This window comes from Flagellimonas alginilytica, from assembly GCF_042134605.1.
Lineage (GTDB): Bacteria > Bacteroidota > Bacteroidia > Flavobacteriales > Flavobacteriaceae > Flagellimonas > Flagellimonas alginolytica.
Genome location: NZ_CP169638.1, coordinates 2053002 through 2067282, shown reverse-complemented (window position 1 = coordinate 2067282; position 14281 = coordinate 2053002). Strand labels below are relative to the sequence as shown.

Here is a 14281-nt window from a genome sequence, read left to right as displayed (position 1 = left end):
TCTATGAAACCTTAAAATCATAACAAATGGATACTTATGAAAATATTAAAGAATACCTAGGCGATAAAGCTTCTTTTTATCTAGAACACGTTTGTGAAAAAATCACAAAAGATGAAATATATACCCCTAATGGTAACAGCACAGAAGAAATATTTAGCAATAGCAACCGCCACCCGCAAGCACTAAGAAGTCTTGCTCAATTATACAATCACGGAAACTTGGCAAATACAGGTTATCTAAGCATTTTGCCTATAGACCAAGGTATAGAGCATAGTGCTGCTTTTTCATTCTATAAAAACCCTGATTATTTTGACCCTGAAAACATTATAAAACTGGCCATAGAGGCAGGTTGCAATGGTGTGGCATCAACCTTTGGTGTATTGGGTCTATATTCTAGAAAATACGCCCACAAAATACCCTTCATAGTAAAGGTTAACCATAATGAACTGCTAACCTACCCTAATAAATATGACCAAACTTTATTTGGCAAGGTAAAGGACGCTTGGAATATGGGTGCAATTGGTATAGGTGCAACCATCTATTTTGGTTCTAAAGAAAGCAATAGGCAGATTAAAGAAATATCAGAAGCTTTTGAAGAAGCCCATAACTTGGGAATGGCAACCATCTTGTGGTGCTACACCCGAAACGAAGCATTCAAAACAGAAAAGGAAGATTATCACACAGCTGCCGATGTAACCGGTCAGGCTAACCATATAGGTGTTACTATACAAGCCGATATCATCAAACAAAAATTACCTACAAATAATTATGGATTTAAAAATATTGATTTCGGTAAATATAATGATGAAATGTATGAAACGCTCACCACTAAACACCCCATTGATTTATGTAGGCTACAAGTGGCAAATTGTTATATGGGCAGAATAGGATTAATTAGTTCCGGAGGTGGCTCTAAAGGAGAGTCTGATTTGGTCGAGGCAATTACCACAGCCGTAATCAATAAAAGAGCTGGTGGTTCTGGGCTGATAATGGGTAGGAAAGCATTTCAAAAACCTTTTGGTGAGGGTGTAAATATTTTACAATCGGTTCAACAGGTATATCTGGAGGATAAAATTGACATCGCATAACAAAAAAGAATGTTTGACACAGAGATAAAATCGCTTAAATCGCTTAACGATTATTTAGTAAAGCTAGTAGAAAACCGACTATGGCTCAAAGTCATTATCGCCCTGTTACTTGGTGTTGGTTTTGGGTTGCTCTTAAGCCCACAAAATGGCTGGGTATCCAAAGAAACTGCTGATGTGGTAGGTAATTGGCTTGCACTTCCAGGAGTGCTATTTCTTAAACTAGTACAGATGATAATGATTCCATTAATTGTAGCATCCATCATAACAGGTATCGCAAGCAATGATAAAGATAGCCTCAAAAAACTTGGTGGTGGCGTGCTGCTTTATTTTCTCGGTACCACTATAGTCTCAGTAAGTATAGGCACGATTATATCTCAACTCTTTAAACCAGGACGCTTTTTACATCAACAATCGCTATCAGAGCACAACGATATATCCGTGGTGAATTCAGAGGGTTCTGAACTGTCTTTCGGACTTGAAAACATACCCGATGCCATATCAAATTTGCTTCCTGAAAATCCATTGGCATCAATGGTAAGCGGTGAGATGTTAAGTATCGTGATTTTCACAATCATTATTGGTGTAGCTGTGCTATCGCTTGAGGATTCTTTACTGCGCCCAGTAAAGCTTCTTTTAAGCGCCATACAGGAAGTCTGTATGACGGTAGTAAAATGGTCAATGCTTCTAGTACCTATTGCCGTATTTGGGCTTATGGCGCAGCTTACCTCTAGTGTTGGCTTAAGTTCATTATCGGGTTTAACTTACTATGCGGGAGTGGTCCTGCTTGGTCTGTTACTACTTGTGATTTTCTACGTTTGTTTAGTAGCCTTTCTTGGAAAGTCTAACCCGCTTCAATTCCTTAAAAAGATTAGAGATGTCCAACTATTGGCCTTTTCTACCACTAGTTCTGCAGCCGTAATGCCGTTGTCGCTTCAAACAGCAGAGGAAGAATTAAATGTAGATAAGACCGTCAGTAATTTTATTATTCCTATTGGTGCAACCGTTAATATGGATGGCACAGCACTCTATCAAACCATAACAACCCTTTTTATAGCTCAAGCCTATGGCTTAGAAATGAGTTTGCTTAACATCATTGTTGTCATTGTAACCATTGTAGCAGCGTCCATTGGCACCCCAGCCATACCAGGTGGTGGTGTGGTGATTCTCGCTTCTGTTTTAGGAAGTGTTGGTATACCTGCTGAGGGTATCATCATTATCATCGGTGTGGAACGTCTCTTAGGAATGTTTAGAACAGCAGTAAATGTTACGGGCGACCTTACGGCTTGTATGGTATTCAACACCTTGTATGGAAAAAGACTGTCATTAGCCAATATCAAAACAGATAATAAACCAAATTTAGAATGATAAATTAATGAATACTGATAAAATTAAACATATTGGCGTATTTACTTCTGGTGGCGACAGTCCCGGGATGAATGCTGCGTTGTACGCCATCGCAAAATCTGCTGAAATAAATAATATCAAATTAAGTGGGTTTCGAAAAGGATATGAAGGACTAATAGACGGTGATTTAGTTACATTAAAATCACACGAATTACAAAAAATAACACACAGAGGCGGCACTATTCTAAAAACAGCACGAAGTGAACGTTTTATGACTCTAGAAGGTCGAAAAAAAGCATTACGGACACTACAGGCCAACCATATTGACGCGCTAATAGCTATTGGTGGTGACGGTACTTTTAAAGGTTTACTTGTTTTTTCAAAAATATGCGACATCCCGTTTATAGGTATTCCTGGCACTATAGACAATGATATTTCAGGAACAGATTATACCCTTGGTTTTGATTCAGCAGTAAATACTGCCATTGAAAACATTGATAAAATACGTGATACAGCCGAATCCCACGACCGCGTCTTCATTGTAGAAGTTATGGGAAGGGATTCAGGATATATAGGTATCCATTCTGGCTTGGTTGTCGGTGCCAATGGAATTCTAATTCCTGAAAGCACACAAGACTTGACATTTTTATTAGAAAAAGTAAAAAACTATGATAGTGAGGATGCATTCTTAATAATAGTATCCGAAGGTGATGAAGTAGGTACAGACGTAGTGGCATCTAAAATTAAAGAAGTCAACCCAAAGGCCGATTTGCGAATTACAAGGTTAGGACACGTGCAACGTGGCGGCAACCCGTCTGCTTTTGACAGAATGTTGGGAATCAGGCTTGGTGCTGCTTCTGTAGATGTGCTTTTAAGAGGCTCTAAAAACGTAATGGTTGGGCTCTACAACAATATGATTTGCACAACCTCATTTCAAAGTGTCGTAAAACAGCACCATATAGATGAAGAACTGCAGGACCTTTTAGAACTTTTTGGTTCATAAAATCTTAAATTATGAGAACAACAATATTTAGTACACATAAATTCGATAAGCCTTCACTTATCAAGGCAAACGACGGAAAGCACGAGTTATATTTTTTGGAATATAGGCTTACGAAAGAAACAGCAAGATTAGCGAGAGGCTCTAAAGCCATTGCACTATTCTCTAACGATGATGCCTCTGCTGATGTCTTAGATGAGCTGTATCAACAAGGAATTGAGTATATCGCATTACGTTCAGCAGGATTCAATCACGTTGACCTTAAAAAAGCTGACAAACTAGGACTAAAAATAGCTCGTGTACCAGCCTACTCACCATATGCTATTGCAGAACATACTCTAGCACTCATCTTAGCACTTAACCGAAAAATAATCAGAGCACACAACAGAGTTCGGGAACAAAATTTTTCACTGAACGGACTTACAGGGTTTGACCTAAACGGTAAAACAGTAGGTGTTATAGGGACAGGAAAAATAGGTGCAGTTCTCGTAAAAATACTTCACGGTTTGGGCTGTAAGATATTGGCCCAAGATGTCGCTGAGGATAAAAACCTGATAGACTCTTATGACGTCATTTACACCAACTGTACTACTATCTGTAAACAAGCAGATATAATCAGCCTGCACGTCCCATTGACCCCATCAACGCAACACCTAATTGACACGGAACACATAGGCTTAATGAAAAAAGGTGTTATGCTCATTAACACGAGTCGAGGTGGTTTAGTTGACACCAAGGCCGTTATAGAAGGATTAAAATCTGGCAAAATTGGGTATTTCGGGATGGATGTGTATGAAGAGGAAGAAGGACTATTTTTTGAAGACCACTCTGATACAATTTTGCAAGATGAAGTCATTGCAAGATTGATGACTTTCAACAATGTTCTTATCACAAGTCATCAAGCATTTTTAACCGAAACCGCATTAAAAAATATCGCAGACACGACCATATACAATTTAGACTGTTTTGAAGACAAAGTACCTTCTGGAAATGAAATTATACTGAACTAAAATTATACGAACCTATAAATCATCCAAAATGAGAAACATATTAGTACCAACCGATTTTTCAAAGAACTGCAACAAAGCTGAACTACTAGGTATAGAAATGGCAAAGCTATACAATTCCGAAATTCACTTTTTACATCTTATGCAAACCCCTGTGGATTGGGTAAAGCTGGACAAAGAAAAGGAAAAGCGATATCCTGAAACATTAAAGCAAATAGGTAAGACCAAAGCGGCATTACGGGAATTAGAAAAAATAGCAGAACGCAACGGACTAAAATGCCGAACGTTTTTACAATTTGATGCAGGTCAAGGTGATATTTTAGACCATTCAGGTCATTATCAACACGACTTTATCATTACTGGAAGTAGTGGAACCAAAGGTGTCATTAGGGAAATAACAGGAAGTAATGTTGAGCAAATTGTACGAAAAGCTAATGCACCCGTAATTGTTGTAAAAGATGAAGAAGTCAACTTTCCATTCAAGAATATTGCATTTGTTTCAAATTTCGATGAGGACATTACCGATGCTTTTAAGCAGGTAATATCCATTGCGAATAAATGTGATGCTCGCATCCACTTATTACGTATTAATACCGAGACAGATTTCAATAATATTAATCTTGGTTTAGACCCCATTGAAAAAACATTGCAAAATTTTCCAGAGTTGAAGAACTACTCAATGGCTGTATATAATGAACCTTCTGTGGAAACAGGCATTAATACGTTCATAAAACAACATCCCATAGATTTAATAGCGATGGTGACACACGGCAAAACAGGATTTTTAAGTCTATTTTCTAAGAGTATCGCCGAAGGTGTTACTAACCATTCCACCTTACCTGTAATGACTATACATATATAGATAATGAACGATTCCATAAACATAATAAAACATTCTGGAGAGATAGAGCCCTTCAAAAGTGAAAAACTCATCAACTCATTACGGCGCGCGCACGCAAGTGAAGTACTTATCCAAGAGATAGTTGAACATATTGAAGCTACTATATACGAGGGTATATCAACCAAGAAAATCTACCAAATGGCCTTTAGGATGCTTAAACGAAAATCGCGAGTAAGTGCTTCAAAATACAAACTCAAAAAAGCTATTATGGAATTAGGACCTTCTGGTTTCCCTTTTGAAAAATTAATAGGTAAGATAATGGAACAGGAAGGGTTTGAAACGAAAGTTGGAGTTATAGTGCAAGGCAATTGTGTTAAGCACGAAGTAGATGTCATTGCGCAAAAAGACAATAAGCATTATATGATTGAATGCAAATACCATAGTGACCAAGGACGCTTTTGCAATGTAAAGATTCCATTATACATCAATTCGAGATTTTTAGATGTAGAAAAGCAATGGGAACGTCAAAAAGGTCACCAAACAAAAATTCATCAAGGTGGCGTTTACACGAATACCCGCTTTACTACAGATGCTATACAATATGGTAAATGTACTGGATTAATAATGACTAGTTGGGATTACCCTAAGGGAAATGGTCTTAAAGATAGAATTGACCAATCTGGTCTACATCCACTCACAGCGTTAACAACAATTACAAAACGGGAGAAAACATTGCTACTCGAAACTGGAACCGTGCTCTGTAAGGAAGTACACAATAATCCAGATTTATTAAATCAAGTAGGAATTGAAAAATCCAGGCACAAAAAGATTTTACAAGACTCTGAAGAACTATGTAGAACAAAATGAAATTAAAGAATAAATAAACAATATTATAATGCATATACACTTTTTAGGAGCAGCTGGTACCGTAACAGGTTCAAAATATCTGGTAGATACTGGTGTTAGAAAAATACTGATAGACTGCGGCCTTTTTCAGGGATTGAAAGAACTACGCGCAAAAAACTGGGAGTACCCGCCAGTTAATGTTGTTGATATTGATGCGGTTTTACTCACTCACGGCCATATGGACCACACAGGCTATTTGCCAAGATTGGTAAAGCAAGGCTTTAAAGGCCCCATCTATGGTACTAATCCCACTTTGGATATTGCAAAAATTATATTGAACGATAGTGCCAAAATACAAGAACAAGAAGCCGAACGCGCTAACAAAGAAGGCTATTCTAAACACAACCCGGCTAAACCATTGTACGATTTAAAGGATGTAGAAAAAACCGTTCCTTACTTCAAAGGGGTGCCGCCATCGCAATGGCTACCCATTCTCAAAAATGTGAAGGTTCGATTTCAATACAACGGACACATTCTTGGTGCAACCTACATTGAATTGGATATAAACGGAAAACGTTTTGTGTTTTCGGGAGACATAGGAAGAACTAACGACTTACTATTGTATCCACCTTTAAAGCCAAAAAAGGCAGATGTATTATTAATAGAGTCAACCTACGGAGGTAGGTTTCATCCAGACGAAGTGGAAGCAATTCCACAGATAGAAAAATTGGTCAACGATACCATCAATAGAGGTGGCAGTTTATTTATACCTAGCTTTTCGGTAGAACGAGCCCAATTGATGATGCTGATTTTTTGGAGATTACTCAAGAAAGACAAAATCCCTAAAGTGCAAATGATAATGGACAGCCCTATGGGTGCTAATGTACTAGAATTATTCCACCGCACAAGAGATTGGCACAAATTAGAAGAATATGAATGTGAAGAAATGTGTTCACACTTCACTGTCGTTAGTAGCTATCGCGAAACAATGGAACTAAGAACGGACAACAATCCAAAAATCGTAATTGCAGGTAGTGGAATGCTCACGGGTGGCAGAATGCTCAACTATCTCGAAACCCAAGCCCAAAACCCAAATAACACCTTGCTTTTTGTTGGATATCAAGCTGAAGGAACCCGTGGTAGAAAACTGTTGGAAGGTGACAAGGAACTCAAAGTTTATGGAAAATGGGTGCCATTTCATATGCAAGTTGCAGAAATTGAGGGACTGTCTGCACACGCAGACCATAAAGAACTTTTGGATTGGATGGACGAGATAGAAAACAAACCAGAACAAATTTTTATTGTTCACGGTGAGAAAGAAAGTGCAGAAGCCCTACAAAAAGGAATCAAAGACACTTACGCTTGGGATGCTGAGATTCCACAACTATATACCATTAAAGAAATAAAATAAGCTATGGAACAACCATCAAATATTTTAAAATACAAACATCTTGGTATCTATACCCAAAATGAGAACGTGGTCTATATGCGTGAAGATTGCCACGTATGTATTTCAGAAGGGTTCGAAGCCTTGACCAGAATTAGGGTATCAACTACAACCACGACAATAGTTGCAAGTCTTAATGTTATAAATTCAGATATTCTAAGTCACAATGAAATAGGTTTATCTGATGCTGCTGCAAAAAAACTGAAAGCTTCCGAAAATCAAACGCTTTATGTTTCTCATTTAGAGCCTATTGAATCGCTAAGCTACGTTAGGGCTAAAATCTATAATCAAAAATTGGATTATAAAGCCTACAACGACATCATAACAGACATCGTAGAAGGCGACTATTCCAATATCCACCTTTCTGCATTTATAACAGCTTGTGCAGGTGACAGAATGGACATAAATGAAATATCAGACCTTACCCAAGCGATGATAGCTTCAGGAAAACAATTAAATTGGAACAAGGATATTGTAGTCGATAAGCATTGTATTGGTGGATTGCCTGGAAACCGAACCACACCCTTGGTAGTGGCTATTGTAGCCGCATATGGACTTACAATGCCAAAAACGTCTTCCCGAGCCATTACTTCACCAGCCGGTACAGCCGACACAATGGAAGTCCTAACCAACGTAAAACTTTCTGCAGACGAGATTGAGGGCGTGGTGAATCAGGAAGGTGGTTGTTTTGTTTGGGGTGGTACCGCTCAATTAAGTCCAGCGGATGACCTTCTTATAAAGGTAGAAAAAGCACTAGATATCGATAGTGAAGGACAGCTCATTGCTTCCGTACTTTCAAAAAAAGCTGCTGCAGGTTCAACTCACGTTGTTATTGATATCCCAGTAGGAAAAACAGCCAAGGTAAGAAGTATGGAAATGGCTCAAAAATTAAAAGACCATATGGAGGCCGTAGGAACTGCCGTTGGATTGAATGTAAAAGTTGTAGTTACGGATGGCACGCAGCCTGTTGGTAGAGGTATCGGTCCAACTCTAGAAGCCATAGATATACTAAGAGTTTTGCAAAATGAGCCAGACGCACCCAAAGACTTAACAGAGAGAGCATTGCTTTTAGCCGCTGAACTATTAGAACTTTCTGGAAAAGTAGGAAAAGGAATGGGATTGGAAACCGCACATAAAATTCTCAAATCTGGAAAAGCATATGAAAAATTCCTTGCCATTTGTAACGCCCAAGGACGTTTTACACAACCCGTTTTAGCGCCTTATAAAATAGAAATCAAAGCAGAAACTACAGGTATTTTGAAGAATATTGACAACCGGAAAATAGCGAAGCTTGCAAAACTATCAGGCGCACCTCAATCCAAGTCTGCTGGAATTCTATTAAATGTTCATTTAAATGAAAAAATTGAAAAAAACCAATTACTGTACACCCTGTATGCTGAATCACAGGGCGAACTAAACTATGCATTAGATTATAGAAGTAACCATAACGATATAATAACCATTAAATAAGACACTATATATGAAAACAATATTATTTAGTCTTCCTGGAAATGAAGACCTCACAGAATTGATGGCCACAAAAATGGGTGCCGAAGTGGGCGAGGCCACTCTACGAAAATTCCCTGATGGAGAATCCTATACACGTATACTTTCTGATGTTAAAGATAAATGTGTGGTGCTGATATGCACCTTGCACAACCCTGATGAAAAATTGTTACCCTTGTATTTTTTAAGCCACACGGCCAAATCAATGGGAGCAATGTGCACCTGTTTGGTAGCACCGTATTTGGCTTATATGCGGCAAGATAAAATTTTCAATCAAGGCGAGGGTGTTACTTCTACGTTCTTCGGAAAGTTGATTTCCGGTTTTGCAGATAGCCTTACCACAGTTGACCCTCACTTGCACAGGATTAGTTCTTTGAGCGAAGTCTACCACATCCCAAACAAAGTTATCCACGCAGCCGATGCTATTTCAGATTGGATTAAAGAAAATATCGAGAATCCGGTACTTATAGGTCCAGATTCAGAAAGCGAACAATGGGTTTCCGAAGTTGCTAAAAATGCAGGCGCACCTTTTACGGTATTACAGAAAATACGTCACGGCGACCGTGACGTGGAAGTTTCAGTTCCAGATGTAGATAAATATAAAGATGCCACACCAATCTTAGTTGATGATATTATTTCCACCGCACGTACAATGATTGAAACCGTAGAACATTTGAAAAAAGCTGGTATGAAACCACCAATTTGCATAGGCATACACGCTGTTTTTTCAGGCAATGCCTATCAAGACTTATTGGATTCAGGCACAGAAAAAATAGTGACCTGCAATACCATTCCACATCCTTCAAATGCAATTGACCTGAGTGATGTAATGGCAAAAGAAGTAAAGAAATTAATGCATCACATATGATAAAACAAAGCTTCATACTGTTTCTTATCCTATTTAACCTCTATGTGTATGGACAAACCGAAATGCTCATTGGGCAGATTTCAGACAGGACTGTAGCTCGTGAAAATTTTGACGAAGATGGTGTATTCCTTAATAAGCAAACATTTAAGGCAGGTAAAATTATAGAGGATGATGGGTATTATCAAATTGAAGTCATAACAGAGTTATTTGATAAAGAGAAAAAGTCAACAGAAAAATACACTACCACCTATCGCTGTAAGCCCGACGAGGCCAATATTTTGGTAATGGCATTCCCGTTTGCAAAACCAAACTCTAAAGAAACCGAAATCAATAGCTCAACTACAAACTTTACTGAGCTATATGATTTAGATAATTTAAAGGATATTGAACTTGAAATGAGTTTTGATTCTGGCTTACTGAACTTTTTTGGCTCAAAAAGCTTCATAAAGATTTACGACCGAAAATTAAACGACCACAAGAACAGTATTAGCTCGAAGATAAATATAAAAGCCTATGCTTTGGGAATTCGCATTAAGCAATTGAACTATATCGTCAAGGAAAAATTAAACGCTAATGGCTTGTTGACCTTTCAGAAATTTATAGAAGAAGACGATAGCTATTTTACAATGACTTATAAAAAAACTCAATGAAGAATTACGATACACTTTCAGAAGCAATAAACGATTTACAGGCGAATGGTTATACATATGATTTTAACCTTAAACCTGAATGTCTGGAGTGTGCTTCACTAAAAATTGAAATACAGCCAGAAGATTTTGACGTTGATGAAACCCATCGCTTTGAAGGGATGAGCAGTACCGACGATAATAGTGTACTGTACGCCATTTCATCTAAAGATGGCATTAAGGGCATCTTGGTGGATGCCTATGGTGTCTATGCCGAAAACATATCTGATGCAATGAGAAAAAAATTACGATAACACTTAAACAATACAATAATGGAAAACCACGAACATCACAATCACAAAGAAATGGACCATTCTAAAATGGATCATTCAAAGATGAAGCACAAAAAAGAAGACCACTCTAAAATGAACCACGGAAGCGGTGGTCATTCTGGTCACAATCCTGGTCACGGACAAATGGGTCACGACCATCACAAAATGATGATTGCCGATTTTCGAAAACGGTTTTGGTTAACTTTAATACTTACCATTCCAATTCTATTCTTATCCCCTATGATTCAGGAATTTTTTGGATATGAATTTCTCTTACCTGGAAACCCATATATCCTATTTGCACTTTCAACCGTAGTGTATTTTTATGGTGGCTGGCCATTTTTAAAGGGGTTTTGGTCAGAAATAAAGAAGGGTTCACCAGGGATGATGACCCTAATTTCTATGGCTATTAGCGTTGCCTATTTTTACAGTACTGCAACTGTTTTCGGTTTACGTGGTGAAGATTTTTTCTGGGAACTTTCAACACTAATCGCAATTATGCTTTTAGGCCATTGGATAGAAATGAAAAGTGTATTAGGAGCATCAAAAGCTTTACAACTTTTAGTAAGTATGATGCCCGCTGAAGCCCATAGAGTAAAGGGCGATACCATAGAAGATATTCCTTTAGAAGATTTGCTAAAAGACGATGTGATTTTAGTAAAGCCTGGTGAAAAAGTTCCTGCAGATGGCATCATAGTAGATGGTTCCAGTTATTTGAATGAGTCGATGCTTACTGGCGAATCCAAACCAGTAAAAAAAGAAGTGAATGATAAAGTAATTGGGGGTTCAGTAAATGGTAATAGCACCTTAAAGGTCAAGGTAGAACATACAGGTAAAGACAGCTATCTCAACAAAGTAATTACTATGGTTGAAGAGGCTCAGAAAACAAAATCTAAAATGCAAAACCTTTCTGATAGGGCTGCAAAATGGCTAACCTATATTGCTTTGGTCATTGGTTTTGGAACACTAGCCGTTTGGCTCATATTGGGTTTTCCTTTTGTATATGCCTTAGAAAGGATGGTTACTGTTATGGTTATTGCTTGCCCACACGCATTAGGACTTGCCATTCCATTAGTAGTTGCTATATCTACAGCAGTATCTGCGCAAAATGGATTATTGATTAGGAATCGAACAGCTTTTGAAGAATCCCGAAAAATATCAGCCCTGTTATTTGATAAGACTGGAACACTTACAAAAGGTGATTTTGGTGTCACAAGAATTGAATCGGTTAATCAAGAATATTCAACAGAAGAAATCTTAAGGCTTTCAAGTGCCTTGGAACAGAGCTCGGAACATCCTATTGCAGTAGGTATTATCAAAAAAGTCAAAGAAGACAACATCACCATTCCAAAGCCAGAAAATTTCAATGCCATTACTGGTAAAGGTGTAGAGGCCAATGTGGAGGGCAAACAGGTAAAAGTGGTGAGTCCAGGATATTTAAGAGATGAAAAAATAGACATTCCAAAAGATGCCTATAGTGATGCTGCGGAGACTGTTGTTTTTGTTTTGATTGATGGTGAATTAGCAGGTTATATTGCGCTTGCCGATGAAATAAGGCCAGAATCTGCAGATGCCATTAAAGTATTCAAAAAGAATAATATTAAAGTCTTAATGGCCACTGGTGATAATGAAAAAACAGCTAAAGCCGTTAGTGAAAAGCTTGGCTTAGATGGATACTATGCCGAAGTATTACCACATCAAAAAGTGGAAATTGTAGAAGAACTTCAAGCAAAGGATGAATTTGTCGCAATGACTGGAGATGGTGTAAATGATGCACCCGCTTTGGCAAGGGCTGATGTCGGTATAGCGGTCGGCTCTGGTACTGATGTAGCGGCCGAAACTGCAGACATTATTTTGGTAAACAGTAACCCAAAAGATATCGCTAATCTAATTCTCTTTGGAAAAGCTACCTATAATAAAATGATTCAGAATCTGATTTGGGCAACGGGATATAACGTAGTAGCCATTCCATTAGCTGCCGGAGTATTGTATTCTTCAGGGTTCGTTTTGGGACCAGCTGTAGGAGCGGTTTTTATGAGTCTTAGTACAATCATTGTTGCTATAAATGCTCAATTGTTAAAACGAAAAATCGGTAAAAAATAATGGAGAAGAAAGAGAAACTCAATAGGATTTTTTTAGTCCTCTTGAGTTTATTCGTGGTAATGTTAGGGTATGGTATTTTATTACCTACCCTACCATACTACACGGAGAGATTGGCTCTCAAAGCCAATCTAGATACTGACTTGATTAATTTTCATATTGGCCTCTTAACAAGTATATATCCATTATTTCAGCTCATATTTGTAGTTGTTTGGGGAAAACTTTCAGACAGATATGGGCGTAAGCCTATTATCATAATTGGTCTTATAGGTTTTGTTATAATGCAATTATTTACTGGTTTGGCCACTTCGCTTACAATGCTCTATATAGCACGTATTTTTGGTGGTATTTTTACTTCTTCTGTAATTCCAGTAAGCAACGCCTATTTGAGTGATATTACCTCGAAAAAACGCAGAACCAAGATAATGGCTTGGTCTGGTGTAGCGGTAAGTTCTGGTGTTATCTTTGGGCCTGTTTTGGGTGGATTCCTCTCGCAAACCAACCTTCACTTAGATTACGAAATTGGGCAGTTACACTTAGATCGTTTTTCAGTCCCGTTTCTATTTGCAGCCGTATTAGGGTTTATTGTTTTTATTATAGTATTAAAACGACTTAAAAACACAACTAGGGTTAGCAAGTTTACTACTCAAAAACTGACATTTGGTTTTACTCTTAGCAAATATTTTATGGTGCTGTTACTACTCTCTTTTATAATGCAGTTTGTAGTGACACTATTTGAAACGGTATTTTCTATTTATGGTAAAGATGAATTAGCCTTTAACAGTAGTCAAGTAGGTATAGGGTTTATGTTGTGCGGCCTGGTAATGGCAGTATTACAACCCATTTTCGCCAGTTATGGCGAAATATTTTTGTCAACAAAAAAACAGATTGCAGTAGGCCTATTAATATCAGGAACAGCCTTAATAATTTTCCCATTTTTTAATAATGAATTGGTAGTATATGGCCTCATTGTCATTTTTGCAGCTGGTGGAGCTATGATTACCCCTAACCTACTATCTGCTGTTTCTTTGATATCAAAGGAGAATACCGGTAGGAATATATCTATACAAAGTTCAACAAATAGCATTGGCCAAATATTAGGTCCAGTATTGGGAACTTGGCTAGTCGCTGGCGGCTTTTTTTATCCGTTTATTATTGCTGGAAGCATTGTTCTGGGTGCTATTGGGATTCTAGTCTTTCTTAAGCCCCCAAATAAAAACGTAGAAGATCTTAACCATACTTTAATGATGGAGAATTAAACCACAAACCTTAAAGC

The 14281-nt window shown here is 37.9% G+C and carries 13 protein-coding genes; all 13 read left to right on the top strand.

The features are described 5' to 3' along the window. The first annotated feature begins 26 nt into the window (after positions 1 to 26). Genes ABTP35_RS09090 through ABTP35_RS09030 form a run of 13 tightly spaced genes read left to right on the top strand, consistent with a single transcriptional unit; the run spans position 27 to position 14264 of the window. Positions 27 to 1088, top strand: a complete 1062-nt coding sequence (locus ABTP35_RS09090; RefSeq protein WP_281139009.1) for a class I fructose-bisphosphate aldolase — start codon at positions 27 to 29, stop codon at positions 1086 to 1088. Positions 1089 to 1097: 9 nt separating this feature from the next. Beyond that, positions 1098 to 2453 carry a dicarboxylate/amino acid:cation symporter gene (locus ABTP35_RS09085; RefSeq protein ID WP_272852114.1) on the top strand — a complete coding sequence of 452 codons (1356 nt, stop codon included), beginning with the start codon at positions 1098 to 1100 and terminating at the stop codon, positions 2451 to 2453. A gap of 7 nt (positions 2454 to 2460) precedes the next feature. Next, positions 2461 to 3435 carry an ATP-dependent 6-phosphofructokinase gene (locus ABTP35_RS09080; protein WP_272852113.1) on the top strand — a complete coding sequence of 325 codons (975 nt, stop codon included), beginning with the start codon at positions 2461 to 2463 and terminating at the stop codon, positions 3433 to 3435. Between the two features lie 11 nt (positions 3436 to 3446). Beyond that, positions 3447 to 4442, top strand: coding sequence for a 2-hydroxyacid dehydrogenase (locus ABTP35_RS09075; protein ID WP_272852112.1), 996 nt, complete (start codon positions 3447 to 3449; stop codon positions 4440 to 4442). 28 nt (positions 4443 to 4470) lie between these two features. Beyond that, positions 4471 to 5301, top strand: coding sequence for a universal stress protein (locus ABTP35_RS09070; RefSeq protein WP_272852111.1), 831 nt, complete (start codon positions 4471 to 4473; stop codon positions 5299 to 5301). 3 nt (positions 5302 to 5304) lie between these two features. Next, positions 5305 to 6147 carry an ATP cone domain-containing protein gene (locus ABTP35_RS09065; protein WP_281139010.1) on the top strand — a complete coding sequence of 281 codons (843 nt, stop codon included), beginning with the start codon at positions 5305 to 5307 and terminating at the stop codon, positions 6145 to 6147. A gap of 28 nt (positions 6148 to 6175) precedes the next feature. Next, a complete protein-coding gene (locus ABTP35_RS09060) occupies positions 6176 to 7537 on the top strand; it encodes an MBL fold metallo-hydrolase RNA specificity domain-containing protein (protein ID WP_375334180.1) in 1362 nt (453 codons plus the stop codon). Positions 7538 to 7540: 3 nt separating this feature from the next. Continuing rightward, positions 7541 to 9043, top strand: coding sequence for a thymidine phosphorylase family protein (locus ABTP35_RS09055; protein ID WP_272852109.1), 1503 nt, complete (start codon positions 7541 to 7543; stop codon positions 9041 to 9043). Positions 9044 to 9053: 10 nt separating this feature from the next. After that, positions 9054 to 9947, top strand: a complete 894-nt coding sequence (locus ABTP35_RS09050) for a ribose-phosphate pyrophosphokinase (protein WP_281139011.1) — start codon at positions 9054 to 9056, stop codon at positions 9945 to 9947. Beyond that, on the top strand, positions 9944 to 10597 hold the full coding sequence (locus ABTP35_RS09045; RefSeq protein ID WP_281139012.1) for a hypothetical protein: 654 nt from the start codon (positions 9944 to 9946) through the stop codon (positions 10595 to 10597). Before ABTP35_RS09050 ends, ABTP35_RS09045 begins: the two co-directional genes overlap by 4 nt. Next, a complete protein-coding gene (locus ABTP35_RS09040) occupies positions 10594 to 10887 on the top strand; it encodes a phosphoribosylpyrophosphate synthetase (protein WP_281139013.1) in 294 nt (97 codons plus the stop codon). Before ABTP35_RS09045 ends, ABTP35_RS09040 begins: the two co-directional genes overlap by 4 nt. 18 nt (positions 10888 to 10905) lie before the next feature. Beyond that, the gene (locus tag ABTP35_RS09035; protein WP_281139014.1) at positions 10906 to 13008 is read left to right on the top strand and encodes a copper-translocating P-type ATPase; all 2103 of its coding nucleotides are present in this window, start codon (positions 10906 to 10908) and stop codon (positions 13006 to 13008) included. Then, on the top strand, positions 13008 to 14264 hold the full coding sequence (locus tag ABTP35_RS09030; RefSeq protein ID WP_281139015.1) for an MFS transporter: 1257 nt from the start codon (positions 13008 to 13010) through the stop codon (positions 14262 to 14264). The genes ABTP35_RS09035 and ABTP35_RS09030 overlap by 1 nt, the downstream gene beginning before the upstream one ends. Positions 14265 to 14281: the final 17 nt, after the last annotated feature.